Below are 15,770 nucleotides of genomic sequence, written 5' to 3'. Positions count from 1 at the left end.
CAGCAGGAAAATCAACATCGCGGGGATACAGTATGCAGGTACCGGTTGTGATTGCGCTGGAAGCATCCGCTCCGGGACGTGGCGGTTTTCCGATTGAGGTCGGATATTCGCACCGGCACGGTGATGGCTGGTGTTCGCTGGTCAGGCCGGAACCGGAATGGCGCGACTGGGATGAAACCTGTTTCTGTCGTCACCTGATCGCCCGCGATATGCTGCAGATTGCCGGTCGCACAACGCCGGAAATCGCTGCTTTGCTCAACCAGCGTTTGCAGGGACTGACCGTGTATTCTGAAGCAGAAGGCGGCGGGTATTACCGCCTGCATCAGCTATTCAGTGCGGCGGGAGCCGAACCTGCCTTCCGCCTCGCCGATCTGCGCGAAATCATTTCAGCGCCACAAAGGCAAATCTGGCAACTGACCCGCATACAAATCGAAAAAGAATTATCACTGACCCGTCGCCGCGCTAGTAATCAGGCAAAAATTGCCCAGCTGACCTGGCTGCGCACCTTCGACACTGTTCACGCCGGTTGAGATCACCTGCTTCCGCCACAAAAGCATCCGGCCGCGCTGTGATGTTGCGTTGGTTCTGATGTGATCTGCAGTTTGTTCCCCGAATTTGTCACCCTGTCGCAATCCGCTGGATTGCTACTTCTGGTCTCATTATTCTGAACTTCATCAGACAAGACAACACGGAGATCAGAATGAATACCCAAATGTATCTTGAAGAACTTACGCTGGCGCTGAGTGCTCTGCATACCGGGCAGCGCGAAGCCATTGTGAATGCGGTCAGGGCAGAGTGTGAACAGAAGATGGCGGATGGGATGTCAGAGGAAGATGTTCTGAAGTCTATGCCATCAGCACAGATTCTGGCCCGCCGTAAAATCGTTGAGCATAATTACCGTGATCTCAAAACCAGTTTCAGTCCGCGCGGATTCTGGCGCTGGTTGCTGGCGCTCGGCGGACTTGCAGTGGCCAATTTTGCGCTTTTTGTTCCTGCAATCACCTGGCTGAGCATTCTGTTTGCCGGTTTCTTCAGTGCACTGATGATGTACGGCAGTGGCGTTATGCTGACTGCCAGTGCGGTATCCGGCAATCAGCAATTCAAACTGGATGTGCCCGCACACATGTTGCAGCTAGGCGATATCCATGAACATCGTCGCGAAGTCAGACATGGTCAGATTATCGCCGGCGGCAGTGAAATCGCCGTTGTTGCGGCAACATCCGAACCGCCACAACCGGGTACTGGTATGACAAAAGATGAAGGTGCTACCAAGCTGGAATTCACATTCCGTCAGACTGCATTGCCACGTATCAGCTCAGGCATATTTCTGATTATTCTGAGTTTTCTGACAGCATGGGTCATGATTAAATTGTCCGCCCTGAGCTGGCGCGGGCTGGTCGCGTATCTTCGCTGGAACCGTCAGGTATTGCAGAGCGCGTAAGACATGTATCAATACGGAGGACATCATGAAAACGGCCGTTAAGCATCAGCCAGTGCGATTATGGATAACAGGTTTTATCGTTGCTGTGAGCTGTCACTCCGCTTTCGCTTCGCTCCCCGCAGCACCGGATGCAGTTTCCGGCGGGCAGGCCAGTGATGTCCGTACTATTACCCCCGCAATTGAGCGTGTGGTGATATCCGGTCCGGTGGAATTATCGGTTCGCCCTGGTGCAACACCAGAGCTGATTGTTAAAGGGGACCCGCGTCTTGTACCGCGTGTGACGACACGAATGGAGGGGAAAACACTGTTTATCTCGACGCGCGGAATCTTTGTTTCTGTCAATCGTCATGAATCAGCGAGAATTGATCTGAATTTGCCGCAACTGACAGAGCTGGTTTCTGATGCCAGCGGCGATGTTACTGTCCGTGGGTTTGAGCAAGAACGGATGGAAATACGACTGGCGGGTTCCGGTCAGATTCTGGCAGATAGCAATATCCGGCAAATGAAGGCCGTATTAAGCGGAAGCGGAAACCTGAATCTGACATTGCCATCGGCAAAATCCATTGATTTACAGCATACCGGCAGTGGTAATGCCATTCTGAAGGGGCATGTCCGCCAGATTCAAATGAAACTTCAGGGTACCGGTGATGTCAATGCATCATCTCTGGAAACAAGGATACTCTCAGTTTATACCAGTGGCAGCGGTAATGCGCATGTGTGCGCCAGTGAGGAAGCCAGTGTTGTGATGAATGGCAGTGGTGATGTGACTGTGATTGGTCGTCCTGCTAAGCGCCACATAGAAAAACAATCTCAGGGCGATCTGATCTGGAAATAATTCCGGTGTTGAAGAGAGAGCGGTAAGGAAATTTTTGTTCGCTTTAAACGTTACGCATAAAGCGATAAAATTAACAATGAATTATTTGCTCAATAATTATTTTAATAAAATATATCAGATTGCCATAACCGAGAATAATGAAAACAATCGTGACCCGTCTGTCAATGGTGCTGCTGAGTAGCACCATTTTCTCTTTGTCTGCATTCGCAGATTCAGCTCCGCCTTTACCGGATACGCCAGAGGTGTGGCAACAGACTGCCCGCAATGATATCGAATCTGCGTATCTTGAAACTAAAAACAATCATCCTGGCATGGTTGATCCGCAAAATCCGGCTTTTTTTGCGCGCCTGATTCAGGCAAAGGAACGCAGTCTGCACTATGCAGCGTCGGTAACAGATGCCGGCGGCTATCGTGCAGCGCTGCAGATTTTTAATAATCTGATTCATGACGGACATGCCGGTGTCCGGGTCACGTTGCCTGCAGACAGTGTATATGCGCAGAAATGGCCTGGGTTTCACGCAGTCTGGCGTGCTGACAAAATGATGGTCTACGCTTCTGAGCTGGCAGAAGTGCCGGCGGGTGCGGTACTGACAGCCTGTGACGGAAAACCTGTCAGCACCTGGCTGCAATCGAATGTTTTCCCGTTTGCAGGACATGAAGAAAATCAGGGCGACTGGTGGACGCACGCAGAAAAGCTGATGCGTGATAACGGTAATCCGTTTATTCAGTTACCCGGAAAGTGCGAGCTTGAGCTTGACGGAAAGCGCTGGGCACATACGCTGCGCTGGACCAGAATCAGCGCACAGGGTAAAGAATGGGAGCGTCGTGCTTCGGATGGTGAGCGGCTGCCGGTAGGGATCACTTCGCCGAAAGCCGGGTGGTACTGGATTGCAGCGCAAACATTCAGCCCGGATGAAAGTGAACGGGAAGCTTACCGGAAAATGTATCAGGAGATCAGGGATAAGCGTCAGGACTTGCAGAAAGCCACAGCGATTGTGATTGACCTCCGGCATAACAGAGGCGGATCTTCCGGCTGGAGTCGTGATCTGGCAAAAGCATTATGGGGTGACGACAGGGTAAACCGCAGAACGAAAGCGTATTTCGCAGACACGCAAGTTTGGTGGCGTGCCAGCGAAGGGAATGTTGCTTATCTCGAGAATCTGGTGGGAGTGCTGCATAAAGAAGGGCAGCTTCCGGTTGCAGACATGCTGGAAAAAGTGGCGGCCCAGATGCGTATCGCTCAACAAGCCGGTGAACCGTTTTTTAAAGCGATTCCTGCACCGGTGGCTATGAACATGCGTGAAGCCAGAGCAGACACCGCAACTGACCCGGCAGCGTTGTCGGCACCGGTGTATGTGATTGTGCCGTCGCGTTGTGTCAGTGCCTGTCTGGATGCGCTGGATATTTTCCAGTTATTCGACCGTGTGCGTTTCATTGGCGCGCCGACCGGTGCAGATTCCACTTACATGGAAGTCAGAACCGTTCCATTACCATCCGGCTTTGGTGTGACCGTAATACCGAATAAAGTGTATCTGAATCGCCCGCGTGGAAACGGAATTGCGTACCAGCCTCATATTCTGTTCGGGAAACTGGAGTGGTCGGCGAAGAATTTTATGCAAATGATAGAGGAAGATGTAACAAAATCCCGTTCTTAATACTCTTCAGCGATCCGCTTGCTGATCTGCTATGCACCTTTCCGGTGAAAAATGTGGTTATTTGTCGTTATTTTGGCAAAAAAGCTGCATTTTTCGCCGGTTTTATTTTGTTATACCGCGTAACAAAGGAAAGTATGTTTACACCAGAGGTAATTCTGAATACTCTTTGCTGACCACCCGGTTGCTGAACTTTAACGCAGCGCCGGACATAAAAATATGCCTGCCGGAACATTTCCGTGCAGCTCACATAAACTTTACCAGCCAGTATCATGAGTGCTTTCACCAGTAAGTGCCTGACCTTGATGTTTGTAGCGGTATCGATGATTGCAGATGCTGCAGCACAGGAAAATCCGATGCAGTTTCTCAGTCGTGCGAATGCAAAAACTGCGCGAGCTGCTTCGCTGAAAAATAAGTGGGACGGGCCGGTTGATGGTCCGCGGCTGGTAAAGGGAAAAAAAATTGTGCTGATCGCCCAGGATCTGCGCGATGCAGGCGTTCTTGCTATTCTGAATAATATGCGTGAGGCTGGTGCCGCCGGTGCATGGGAAGTACTGTTCATTGATTGCCGTGGTAATTGCAGTACCGGTGCCGGCCTGATTAAACAAGCCATCGATATGAAAGCGAACGGTATTGTTCTGGTCGGCGTTGACGTGGCGACTCAGGCAAAAGGTTTGCCATTAGCAGTGGATGCACATATCCCTGTCGTTGGCTGGCATGCCTCCGGCAAAACAGGCGCGTCTGATGGCTTATTCACTAATATCGGAACACAGCCAAAAGAAGCCGGACAGATCGCTGCAATGGCAACTATTGCGGACTCTAATGGCAAAGCCGGTATTGTTGTACTGACCGATAATACCAATCCTTACCTCGCTCAGCGTGCAGCCGGAATCACAGAAGTTATCAAGCAGTGTGAGAGCTGTCGTTTGTTGAGTGTGGAAGACGTGCCATTGTTCGATTCTCCGGCACGTGTCAGACAAACCATCGAAAATGCGGCGAAAAAACACGGGAGCAAGTGGACTCATGTTATCGCTGTCAACGACTTCTATTTTGATTTCCTCGAAAATCCGCAAATTGCTGCTGTGTTCGGACAAAATAAAGTTTCCGGTGTTTCTGCAGGAGATGGTTCTGCAAATGCGTATAAGCGGATTAAAGCTGGTGCAGTTCAGGTTGGTACGGTTCCAGAACCTCTGGCGCTGCACGCCTGGCAACTGGTGGATGAACTGAATCGCGCATTCAATAATCAGCAGCCAAGTGGCTACCACGCTCAGCCACATCTGACCACATCACAAAACATTTCTTACGATGGCGGTAATCGCCTGACATTTGATCCGTCTAACGATTATAAAGCTACATACAAGCGTATCTGGGGACACTGATCCGGTGTGTCCTGATCAAAACCCGCCTTTTTCAGGCGGGTTTTTTTGTTGTGTATATGTACATCATCCGTTGTAGTGATGTGACTCACTTGCATGCATTCATAGCAGATGTCTTCCGGTCATACTGTGTTTGCACTATTCTGAAACTGCAGAAGATTTACTACTCGTAATCGCTGCGGATAGCGGCAACAAAAACGGTCGTGTCGCCAATAATTTGGTGACCTGTACGAATGATGTTTGTTTGCGGAGTGCTAATGCCGATTTCAAGGATTCGCCATTTTTCAGTTCGTCAGCGCATGGCATTTCTGGCCGCGTATTTTGCTGCGGTTATCGGAATATTGCTGGCACTTTTGCTGTATGAGCATGCTTCTTATCTGGAAGATCATCAGATGAGTATGGGCATGACGGAATCTGAAATTCAGTTGCTGAATCTGCGGCGTGATGAGAAGGATTTTATTGCCCGTCTTAAACCGGAATATCTGCAGAAATTTGAGGCGCGCAGTGAAGCCTTATCAAACAAAATTGATCAGTGGTTTAGCGTGCTGGAACGCGCCGGATTTCACAGCCAGAAAATGCCAATGTTGCAGCAGGCAATGCTGACCTATCGGGTGAATTTTCTCGAATATGTTGAATATCGCAGGCAATTAGGCATCTATAAAAACGAAGGTCTCTCCGATGAGCTGAACAGGCTTTCTATCCGTATGATCAGCGATCTTGCTGAAGATAAGCGAAATTTCAAAACAGGGTTGGTGCGTTTGCAAAGTCTACATCAACTGTTTTTGTTTGATCCTCAGGATGACCTGTTACATGAATTTGAACGGTTGGCTACGGAAATGCAGCCCGGGTTGCCTGCGTCACATCAACAGATGTTTCGTGAATACCGGGATCATTTTCAGAATGTTGTGCGTATCAGTAGCCTGATGGGCTATTCAGAAAATGAAGGCACGCACTACTTATTGCGTAAAGCTGCGCACGAAATGGAGCAGGACTTTCAGGCATTATCGGTTTTAGTGTCAGATTTCACTGCATTTCGCTACGTGCAGCGTGTGACGATCATTCTGTGCTGTTCTGCCTTACTGATCTTACTTTCAGCCATGGTATTGCGACGTATCGCGCACAGTATCAGTTTTCCTCTGCGCCAGTTGAAGGCGGATGTTGAACTTCTCCGGCAGGGACGGCGCGATTTGATTTTCGAATTTGAAAGTGATGAAATCGGTAAGGTATTTGCCAGTCTGCGCGAATTCCAGAATGATCTTGCGCAACTGGATGAAATGCAGGAAAAAGACCGTGCGCATCAGCAGGTTTTAATGCAGGAAAAGAAAAAACTCGAGGATGCGCTTGAGGCTTTGAAAGAGGCTCAAAGTCAGTTGGTGCAAAGTGAAAAGCTCGCATCGCTGGGTTCGCTGGTTGCAGGTGTTGCTCATGAAATTAATACGCCGCTGGGAATTGCGCTGACGATGGGAACGACGTTCTCAGATCATTTGCGCGATTTTTTCCGTCAGATGCAGGCAGGACAATTACGGCGTACTTATGTGGAAGAGTTTCAGCGTGATTCAGAAGAAGGTTTGCAAGTCATGCAGACTGCCTTGCACAGGGCAGCGCATCTGATTCAGAGTTTTAAACAGGTTGCTGTTGATCAGGCGAGTGAAGAGCGGCGCTTATTTAATTTGCAGCAAACTGTTCAGGGTATTCTGCAAACCTTGCATCACATGACAAAGCGCAGAGCTATCGATATTCAGGTACTGATTCCGGAGACAATTTTCCTGGACAGCTATCCGGGGCCGTTTGGTCAGGTGATTTCAAATCTGGTCAACAACACTTTATTGCACGCATTTACCGAAGAGCAAACAGGTTCTATCACTATTTCTGCGATTCAGGAGGAACAACGGGTCTTGCTGAGTTTCAGTGATAACGGTGCAGGGATTCCGGCAAAAAATCTGTCCCGTATTTTTGAACCCTTTTTTACAACAAAACTGGGGCAGGGTGGTTCAGGACTGGGGTTGAATATTGTTTATAACATTGTTACCGGCATTTTAGGTGGCGAAATTACTGTCGATAGTGAGCCGGGCGAAGGCGCATGTTTTCATCTGATCCTGCCGGTAACCGTTCCTGAAAAGGAGAAAACACATGAATGAAGAGTTTATTCAGATTTTTTCCGAAGATGATGTGGCCGGTAATGTTTCCGGGAAATCGGTGCAACAAAAGCTGCAGCCATGGAAGGTTGCCATTATTGATGATGAAGCTGATGTGCATCAGGTTACAAAAATGGCGATGAAAGGCGTGGAGGTTTACGGACGCCCGCTGATTTTTCTCAGTGCTTATTCTGCGGCTGAAGGTTATACGCTGCTACAGGACCATCCCGATACCTGCCTTGTTTTACTGGATGTAGTGATGGAAACACACGATGCCGGACTCTGCCTGGTAGACCGGATTCGTAATGAACTCAGGAATTCCCATGTACAGATCATCTTGCGCACAGGTCAGGCAGGATATGCACCGGAAGAGCAGGTCATCATCCGGTATGAGATCAATGCCTACAAGACTAAAAGTGAGTTAACCAGAAATAAATTATTTACATCCATTGCCACGGCGATTCGCAGTTTTCAGCAATTACAGTCGATTGAGCAAAGCAGGCAGGGCTTGCGGAATATTATTCACGCATCCGCTTCGATGTTGCAGGAAAGATCGGTGATTGATTTTTCACGCGGTGTACTGAAGCAGATTGAAGCATTGTTTGAACTGAGTTCGCGCAGCCTGTTTTGCGTATCACAAAAGCCATTGCGCGGGCCCTACGCGATTCAGTCCGGTAACGGTGGTTACATTGTGGTGGCAGCGGATACTCAGTATCAACAGTATATCGGTACAGATTTACGTCAGCTGGAAGGTCGCTTACCAATCGCGGGATTTGTTGCAGAAGCGCTGGAAAAGAAAAACCACTGTTATCGTGATGGTAATGCCGCATTGTATTTAACAACTCCTTCCGGTTGGGAAGGGGTTATTGTTTCCGAAGAATCCGTCAGTTTTGAAGATGCTGATCAGGAACTGTTGCAATTGTTTTGTATGAATATTGCACTGGGTCTGGAGAATGCAAAATTTTTCAGTTATCTGAATACGGCAGCCTATGAAGATCAGGTCAGCGGATTGTTAAACCGGCTTGGGCTGATTGATCAGATCAGCCGCAGTATGCTGACGGATGGCAATCATGCACGGTGGTCTGTATTTGTGCTGGATCTGGATTATTTTCATCATATTGTTGAGTCGCTGGGCTATGAATTCGGCAATCAGTTACTGAAGAAGACCGGAGAGATGCTCAGTAGTTATTTTGAACAGGCAGTGGCAATCGCGCGCCTGCATGCTGATGTGTTTGCGGTTTGCCTGAAAGATACGCATCTTGGGCCGCATGACGTGGCTCTCCGCAGCTCCAAACCAGTCTGGGTAGATGGCCAGTCGATTCGAATCAGCATGACAGCGGGTGAGGCCAGTACGACAGGCGGAAATGATGATATTTCACCGGAATTACTGTTACGACAGGCAGAGATTGCGTTAAAGGTAGCGAAGGAACAAAAACGCGGGTCGGGTGAAGTTTTCCGCGAGCAGTTTGAACAGGAATCCAGAAACCGGATGAATTTGCTCAACAGTCTGCGGATAGCGCTGGAGCAGAAAGAGCTTTATCTGATGCTGCAGCCCAAAGTCGATATGCAGTCAACTGAAGTTTGTGGGTTTGAGGCACTGATACGCTGGCAGCATCCGGTACACGGCATGATCCCGCCGACGGCATTCATTCCCACCGTCGAAAAATCAGGGCTGAATTATGATCTGGATTTATACGTGGCTGAAAGGCTTTGCGAAATCCTGAAAGCTGCACCTCAGATGACTGCCCCGGTGTCCCTGAATATTTCAGCGAATTCACTGAACCACGACAGCTTTGTCGGTGATTTTTATCAGATCTTTCAGCGGCATCAGCTGGAAACTTCCCGGATACAGATAGAAGTGACTGAGAATGCGCTGATTCATTCAGATCAGTCGATTGTACGCCTGCGGGAATTACGCGAGCTCGGATTCGTTATGGTGCTCGATGATTTCGGGGCGGGGTTTTCTTCGCTGAGTTATTTACTGCGATTACCGCTGCAGGTAATCAAAATTGATCGGACCTTTGTCTCAGAAATTTCTGACAACGAGCATGCCTACCAGTTACTGAAGGGGATTATTCATATCGTGCAGGGATTGCACATGGAAACAGTGATTGAAGGTGTGGAAACGGAAGCGCAGCTGGCGCGCATACGCCCGCTCGGCGTGGATCAGATCCAGGGGTATATTTATTATCCGCCACTGAAAGTGTCAGAGGCCTTTGCATTACTGATGCCGGCGCAAACCAGTTAAATTTGCGCCGGATTTTTCTCATACTCAGTGATGTGCGTCGAATGGCCAAAGCCGGTGCGCATCCAGCTCAAAGCGGGCTTCTGCAAACAGCGCATCCAGTTGTGCCTGTTGTGCACTGAAAGCTGTTTCCAGTGCTGTTTTGCGGATTTGCAGACTGTCAGACAGTGAAATTTCCCCAAGCTGGTAAGCTTTCATCATCAGCTGACTTTGCTGTTCGCTTTGTCGCTTTGCCTGATCCAGTGCTTTCCAGATTGTGTACATCTGGTTACGCTGCTGAGTCACTTTCAGCGCTTCGCGCCAGACTTTTTGTCGTACAACATCCAGCCTCGCCTGTGCCATACCCGCTTTACCGGCGGCCTGACCTGTATCTGCACGGCGGGACTGGCCGCCCAGCGGAATCGCAATGCTGAAACCAACCAGCGTATCCTGCCCGTTACGTTCTCTTGCAGCGCGCACGCCGATCACCGGATCAGGCATTTCATCTTTTGCAGTACGGGACAATTGCAGTTTCGCGTAATCCGCTTCTAATGTGGCCAGTTCCAGTTCATGGTTATCTTCCATGATCGCCTCAATCCTGTGTTCGGCACTGGCGGCGCTAGGTATTGGTAATTCACGGACTACCGGCAATTTCAGTGCGGGGTAGTGGTACTGCAGCAATTCCAGTTGCCGCGCATGCTGCATTTCCGCAGTTTGTAATTGCGCTTCCAGTTTGCTGACTTCTGTTTCTGCCAGTTGCAGATCGAGTCTGGCGGCTTCGCCTGCTTTAACACGTTTGGCGGCAATATCCCGTAGCTGACGGCTGAGCTGTAATTGCTGCTCATACTGGGTGACAGCCGCTTGTGTGCGCAGGCTGTCAAACCAGTCATTCAGTAATGTACGGGCGGACTCATGCCAGCTGTCGGCGTAGGCAATTTTGGCAACTTCACGGCCTTTTTCCCCGAGACGCATGTCATGCTCCGTTTTACCGAACCAGCGCACCGGCCGTTCCAGACTGATTTCCTGATCCCGTGTCCGAATGTTGCCGGTTTCTTTGCGTTCGGTCTGAGACAGACGTAATTGCCATTCATGACCGCCGCTTTGCAGTTTCTGATCCTGCGCATCAGCGATATCCTGCTGAAAACGGCTGGTCCGCATGGCAGGTAATTGCGTCAGTGTCTGCCGGATCAGATTACTGTCCGGCAGCAGCGATTCTGCTGTATTACCGCTGATGGTTTCTGCAACACTGCCCGCTGAGCTGATCGCCAGCACTGAAACCAGTAATGCCTGTGAAAATCTGGTTAATCTCATCGTAAACTCCCGCTTTTTAAAACCGGCGTGACCCAGAAGTGAATATCAGCACCGCGGTAATTGTCGTTCAGTAATGTCAGCACACTATCAATCTGTGCGATCGGCGCTTCGCTCATAAACAGCTGACGCCGGCTTTTCCCTTGCACCTGTTCCATGACACTGCCGAAAATACTGTTCGGTCCCATACCATTTGCGCTGACACTGGTAAAACCGCTGATCAGCGCAGAATGGCTGCGCAGAAAGTCTGCGATTTCATCGTCAAGGGCGACCGGTACCGACAAGCACAACAGAGCTGACGGCGAGGCAGAAGAAATTGAAGATGTCATAAATCACTCTTTATGTTGACGGTCAGCACTGCCGGCATAACCGAAACGTGAAAACAGAACCGGCAGCAGGAACAGCGTCAGTGCTGTGGCACTGATCAGTCCGCCGATCACAACGATTGCCAGTGGTTTCTGAATCTCTGAGCCGGGCCCGCTGGCCAGCAGCAAAGGAATCAGACCAAATGCGGTAATGCTGGCGGTCATCATGACCGGGCGGAAACGGCGCACAGCCCCCTCCGTCACCACTTCACGAATTGCAACACCGCGAGCTTTGAGCTGATTGAAATAACTGATCATGACCAGACCATTCAGCACTGCAATACCCATCAGTGCAATAAAGCCCACCGATGCCGGTACGGATAAGTATTCACCGCTGATACCAAGCGCCACTACGCCGCCAATCAGTGCAAACGGAATATTTGCCAGAACCAGTAAGGCCTGACGCAGGCTTTGCAGGCTGGAAAACAGCAGTAAAAAGATCAGTGCCAGAGCAACCGGTACCACGACCATCAGACGTTGTGCAGCGCGTTGCTGGTTTTCAAACTGACCACCCCAGCTGATCCGGTATCCGGCAGGCAGACTGACTTTTTCTGCAACGATACGCTGTGCTTCAGCAACGAATGACACCAGATCGCGGCCTTTCACATTGGCGCGTACCACGGTCAGGCGTGATGCATTCTCACGCTCAACCTTCACCGGGCCATCGGTATGTTTCAGCGTTGCAATTTCCGACAAAGCGATCGTGATACCACTGCTGACAGGTAAGCGAAGCTGTGCAAACAGTTCCGGCGACATACGCAGGTTCTCGCCGCCCCGGATCAGTACAGGTAAGCGTTGTGCTTTTTCAGTGACAATACCGCTCTGCTTACCTTCAACCAGCATACGCAGATCGTTTTGTATTTGTTCAACCGACAATCCGAGACGACCTGCACGGATGCGGTCAATCTCTACCTGCAAATACTGCACGCCTTCGTTCTGAGTACGCATCACATCCTGCGCACCATCGACACCGTTCAGTAATTTGCTGACCTGTTCAGATAACTGATCAAGAATAACGGGATCAGGACCGTAAATTTTGACAGCGAGATCACTGCGCACACCCGACAGCATTTCTGAAGTACGCATTTCAATTGGTTGAGTAAAGCTGAAATTCACACCGGGGAAATCAGCCGTTACTTCGCGCAATTTTTCGGTCAGTTCCGCTTTGTTTTTTGCATGCCATTCAGCGCGTGGTTTCAGCACAAGAAAGCTGTCTGTTTCATTTAAACCCATCGGATCCAGACCAAGTTCATCCGAACCGGCGCGGGCGATCACTGCAGAAACTTCCGGTACTTTTTCAAGTATGCGTTTTTGCACTGCCATATCGATACGCGCTGATTCCTGCAGATTGACTGAAGGCAGTTTTTCGATCTGCAGAATGATGTCACCCTCATCGAGTACCGGCATAAATGATTTACCGAGGAACGGAAAAATCAGGAGAGCGCTGACTAATGCGGCAACAGCACCGCCCATCCACCAGCGTTGATGTGCCAGTGCGGACAACAGAATGCGCCGGTATACCGCTTCCATTTTTTGCACGATGACCGGTGTGGCATGATGTCCGTCACGCAGCATCCAGGAGGCAAGCACAGGAATGACGGTCAGCGAGAGCAGCAGGGAAGCGCCCAGTGCAAAAATAATGGTCATCGCAACCGGAGCGAATAACTTGCCCTCCAGTCCCTGCAAGGTCAGCAAGGGCAGGAATACGATCATGATCACGCTGATACCACTTGTGACCGGCAGTGCAACCTCCCGGACTGCACGGTAAATGCTGTGCAGACGCGGTATCCCTTTGCTTTGCTCACCTGAAGGACTGGCCTCGATGTTTTCCACCACGACGACAGCCGCATCAACCAGCATACCGATCGCAATGGCCAGTCCGCCCAGTGACATCAGATTGGCTGACAGTCCGAAATAATGCATCAGGATAAAGGTGCTGAGCGCCGACAAAGGCAGTATGCAAGTCACGACCAGTGCGGAGCGCAGGTTACCGAGAAACACATACAGCAAAATCACTACCAGAACACTGGCTTCAGCCAGCGCACTGATTACCGTGCCGGTTGCACGTTCCACCAGATTGCCGCGGTCATAAAAAGTCTGAATTTCCATGCCTTTTGGCAGACTGGACGCAACGGCTGCGAGCCTGCTGCGTACCTGAGTGACCACATCGCGGGCATTCGCACCACGCATAGCCAGAACCAGACCTTCAACTGCTTCGCTTTGCCCGTTACGTGTGACGACGCCGTAGCGTGTTAATGCACCGGTGCGGACTTCGGCTACATCGCCGACACGGATCGCGACACCTTGTTTCTCGGTGATCGCAATTGCTTTCAGATCGTCCAGCGTGCGGATATTGCCATCGCTGCGCACCAGCAGGGATTCTTCACCGCTGTTCAGACGTCCCGCGCCATCGTTACGGTTATTCGTTTCGATAGCAGCTTCCAGTGCGGCCAGCGACAGGCCACGTGCTGCTAACGCTTCCGGATCGGGAATTACTTCAAAGCTGCGGACTTGTCCGCCCAGCGAGTTCACATCGGCTACACCGGGGATATTGCGCAGCAAAGGGCGTATCGTCCATTCCAGAACGCTGCGCTTTTCCATCAGCGATTGCGGACCTTCAATGGTGAACATAAAAATTTCACCCAGTGGTGTCGTGATCGGTGCAAGGCCACCGTTGACAGAGGCCGGTAAATCTTTCATCACGCCGCTGAGCCGTTCGCCGACCTGCTGACGCGCCCAGAACACATCCGTACCTTCTTCAAAGTCCAGTGTGATATCGGCAATCGCGTATTTCGATGTGGAGCGCAGTATCGATTGTTTCGGAATGCCGAGCAGTTCCTGTTCGACAGGCGCAACAATCCGGCTTTCAACCTCTTCCGGCGTCATACCGGGCGCTTTCAGAATGATTTTGACCTGCGTGCTGGATACATCGGGGAAAGCATCAATCGGTAAACGCTGAAATGCGGTGTAGCCCGCGGCGGCAAGTAAAACCGTCAGCACAGCAAGCAGTAAGCGCTGTGCCAGAGAAAAAGCAATCAGTCGGGCGAGCATCAGTGGTCTCCCTCTTGTTCACCACCCATACCCAGCATCAGACCTTTCAGGCCGGAAATGCCTTTCACAACGACTTGCGCACCGGCGGCCAGTTGTTTTTCCTGTACCGCGCGTATCCAGGATTGTTCTCCCTGCTGCTGAACAATGGTCACAGCGACCGGCAGGTAACCTTGCGGCTGACGGATAAAGATCCACGATTTACCCTGCAACTGAATGATTGCGGAACGTGGTAATGCGAAGCTGGCAGCCGGGATTTGCGCGCTCTCCAGTCTTCCTTCCACAAACTGATTCAGTTGCAGGCAGGACTCGGGTTTGCTTTGCTCGGCACGCACAATACGGTTTTGTGTTTCAGCCTGTACATGGGCTGCAACAGCCGTTACTCTGAGTGCATCCTGACAAGCTGCAACCCGTATCTGATCGCCGGTTTTGATCTGCGCTGCCAGACTCGCAGCCACCTGAAACTCCACCCAGAATGCACCGTTTTTACTGATCGTCGCGACCGGCATACCGGCATCGATTTTCTGCCCCGGTTTTAACTGCAGCTCGGTCAGCGTGCCGCTGCTGTTTGCAGTAATTGCCAGCGTGGTCTGGATTTGCTGCTGCTGAACCAGTTGCTTTAAAGCTGATTCCGGAAAACCGGCGGCTTTCAGTGTTTGCTGTCGTTCACGCGCACCGGCTTCTGCCTGTATCAGCAGCGCGCGGCTTTCTTCAACCCGGCTGCGAGCAATGATGCCATCCTGAAACAAGCCTTCATCACGTTCTTTTTTCTCGCGTGCCAGTTTCGCCTGAATTGCCAGTTGCAGATATTCGCGCTGCAGGCTCATGGCTTCCGGGCTGATCATGGTCGCCAGTACCTGTCCCTGCTTTACTGTCTGCATGGCGCTGACACGGACATCCTGCACATGTCCGGACAGCAGCGGGCTGACCAGCGTCTGTGCGTTACGCGGGCTGACTACCTGACCGGATAAACGCAGTCCGGGTGCCGGACGAGTATCAGTTGCCGGTGCGGCCAGATTTTGTACCTGTATGCCGAGTTGCTGTTGCTGCGCGGCGGAGACATGCAGGATGGCCGGTTCAGCGGCCTGTGCCTGCAGTACCGTGCTCAGCAATGCAGTCAGGATGACGGTGCGACGGATAAGCTGTTTTGATTGTTTCATGGCGATCGTCGGTGTTGAGGTTGATATCAATATAGAACGCAATACATTTCTGGCAGAGCATTTCATCCTGTAGTAGCTACGGTTTATTGACCGGAAATACGATCCGGTCTTCGTCTGCGCAAAAGAATAGAAATTTTCTGATGTCTGGTATTTTGTCGTGCGGAACTTAAGGATTTCTTAAACTGAGCGGCGGATAATGCAGATCAGGAACACATGATGAGGAAAG

At 50.7% G+C, this 15,770-nt stretch carries 11 protein-coding genes; 7 read left to right on the top strand and 4 right to left on the bottom strand.

Annotation, left to right across the window (positions count from 1 at the left end):
- Window positions 1-32: 32 nt before the first annotated feature.
- The 7 genes from KDM89_RS09125 (at window position 33) to KDM89_RS09095 (ending at window position 9,687) form a co-directional block, all read left to right on the top strand.
- Window positions 33-530: a hypothetical protein gene (locus tag KDM89_RS09125; RefSeq protein ID WP_212687634.1), complete on the top strand. Its 498-nt coding sequence runs from the start codon at window positions 33-35 to the stop codon at window positions 528-530.
- Between the two features lie 170 nt (window positions 531-700).
- Complete coding sequence (locus KDM89_RS09120; protein ID WP_212687633.1) at window positions 701-1,441, top strand: DUF1700 domain-containing protein; 741 nt, start codon at window positions 701-703, stop codon at window positions 1,439-1,441.
- 25 nt (window positions 1,442-1,466) lie between these two features.
- Window positions 1,467-2,276 carry a GIN domain-containing protein gene (locus tag KDM89_RS09115; protein WP_212687632.1) on the top strand — a complete coding sequence of 270 codons (810 nt, stop codon included), beginning with the start codon at window positions 1,467-1,469 and terminating at the stop codon, window positions 2,274-2,276.
- Between the two features lie 149 nt (window positions 2,277-2,425).
- Complete coding sequence (locus KDM89_RS09110; protein ID WP_212687631.1) at window positions 2,426-3,931, top strand: S41 family peptidase; 1,506 nt, start codon at window positions 2,426-2,428, stop codon at window positions 3,929-3,931.
- A gap of 269 nt (window positions 3,932-4,200) precedes the next feature.
- Complete coding sequence (locus KDM89_RS09105) at window positions 4,201-5,307, top strand: substrate-binding domain-containing protein (protein WP_212687630.1); 1,107 nt, start codon at window positions 4,201-4,203, stop codon at window positions 5,305-5,307.
- A gap of 254 nt (window positions 5,308-5,561) precedes the next feature.
- The gene (locus tag KDM89_RS09100) at window positions 5,562-7,442 is read left to right on the top strand and encodes a sensor histidine kinase (protein WP_212687629.1); all 1,881 of its coding nucleotides are present in this window, start codon (window positions 5,562-5,564) and stop codon (window positions 7,440-7,442) included.
- On the top strand, window positions 7,435-9,687 hold the full coding sequence (locus KDM89_RS09095) for a bifunctional diguanylate cyclase/phosphodiesterase (RefSeq protein ID WP_212687628.1): 2,253 nt from the start codon (window positions 7,435-7,437) through the stop codon (window positions 9,685-9,687). The genes KDM89_RS09100 and KDM89_RS09095 overlap by 8 nt, the downstream gene beginning before the upstream one ends.
- Before the next feature lie 24 nt (window positions 9,688-9,711).
- Here KDM89_RS09095 and KDM89_RS09090 read toward each other — a convergent pair whose 3' ends face one another.
- The 4 genes from KDM89_RS09090 to KDM89_RS09075 are packed head-to-tail and all read right to left on the bottom strand — an operon-like array spanning window position 9,712 to window position 15,544.
- Window positions 9,712-10,974 carry a TolC family protein gene (locus tag KDM89_RS09090; protein WP_212687627.1) on the bottom strand — a complete coding sequence of 421 codons (1,263 nt, stop codon included), beginning with the start codon at window positions 10,972-10,974 and terminating at the stop codon, window positions 9,712-9,714.
- Window positions 10,971-11,300, bottom strand: a complete 330-nt coding sequence (locus tag KDM89_RS09085; RefSeq protein ID WP_212687626.1) for a DUF3240 family protein — start codon at window positions 11,298-11,300, stop codon at window positions 10,971-10,973. Before KDM89_RS09085 ends, KDM89_RS09090 begins: the two co-directional genes overlap by 4 nt.
- 3 nt (window positions 11,301-11,303) lie before the next feature.
- On the bottom strand, window positions 11,304-14,387 hold the full coding sequence (locus tag KDM89_RS09080) for an efflux RND transporter permease subunit (protein WP_212687625.1): 3,084 nt from the start codon (window positions 14,385-14,387) through the stop codon (window positions 11,304-11,306).
- Complete coding sequence (locus tag KDM89_RS09075) at window positions 14,387-15,544, bottom strand: efflux RND transporter periplasmic adaptor subunit (protein WP_212687624.1); 1,158 nt, start codon at window positions 15,542-15,544, stop codon at window positions 14,387-14,389. Before KDM89_RS09075 ends, KDM89_RS09080 begins: the two co-directional genes overlap by 1 nt.
- Window positions 15,545-15,770 lie beyond the last annotated feature (226 nt).

Origin of the sequence: Cognatundibacterium luofuense, assembly GCF_018139685.1 — a bacterium.
Classification (GTDB): domain Bacteria; phylum Pseudomonadota; class Gammaproteobacteria; order Burkholderiales; family Burkholderiaceae_D; genus Undibacterium; species Undibacterium luofuense.
Note: the sequence above shows the minus strand (reverse complement) of the source record. Positions and strands in the feature narration are given on the sequence as shown.

Coding starts and splice junctions, on each gene's coding strand:
- KDM89_RS09125 (WP_212687634.1), top strand. CDS start 33: ATGCAGGTACCGGTTGTGATTGCGCTGGAAGCATCCGCTCCGGGACGT.
- KDM89_RS09120 (WP_212687633.1), top strand. CDS start 701: ATGAATACCCAAATGTATCTTGAAGAACTTACGCTGGCGCTGAGTGCT.
- KDM89_RS09115 (WP_212687632.1), top strand. CDS start 1,467: ATGAAAACGGCCGTTAAGCATCAGCCAGTGCGATTATGGATAACAGGT.
- KDM89_RS09105 (WP_212687630.1), top strand. CDS start 4,201: ATGAGTGCTTTCACCAGTAAGTGCCTGACCTTGATGTTTGTAGCGGTA.
- KDM89_RS09100 (WP_212687629.1), top strand. CDS start 5,562: ATGCCGATTTCAAGGATTCGCCATTTTTCAGTTCGTCAGCGCATGGCA.
- KDM89_RS09095 (WP_212687628.1), top strand. CDS start 7,435: ATGAATGAAGAGTTTATTCAGATTTTTTCCGAAGATGATGTGGCCGGT.
- KDM89_RS09090 (WP_212687627.1), bottom strand. CDS start 10,974: ATGAGATTAACCAGATTTTCACAGGCATTACTGGTTTCAGTGCTGGCG.
- KDM89_RS09085 (WP_212687626.1), bottom strand. CDS start 11,300: ATGACATCTTCAATTTCTTCTGCCTCGCCGTCAGCTCTGTTGTGCTTG.
- KDM89_RS09080 (WP_212687625.1), bottom strand. CDS start 14,387: ATGCTCGCCCGACTGATTGCTTTTTCTCTGGCACAGCGCTTACTGCTT.
- KDM89_RS09075 (WP_212687624.1), bottom strand. CDS start 15,544: ATGAAACAATCAAAACAGCTTATCCGTCGCACCGTCATCCTGACTGCA.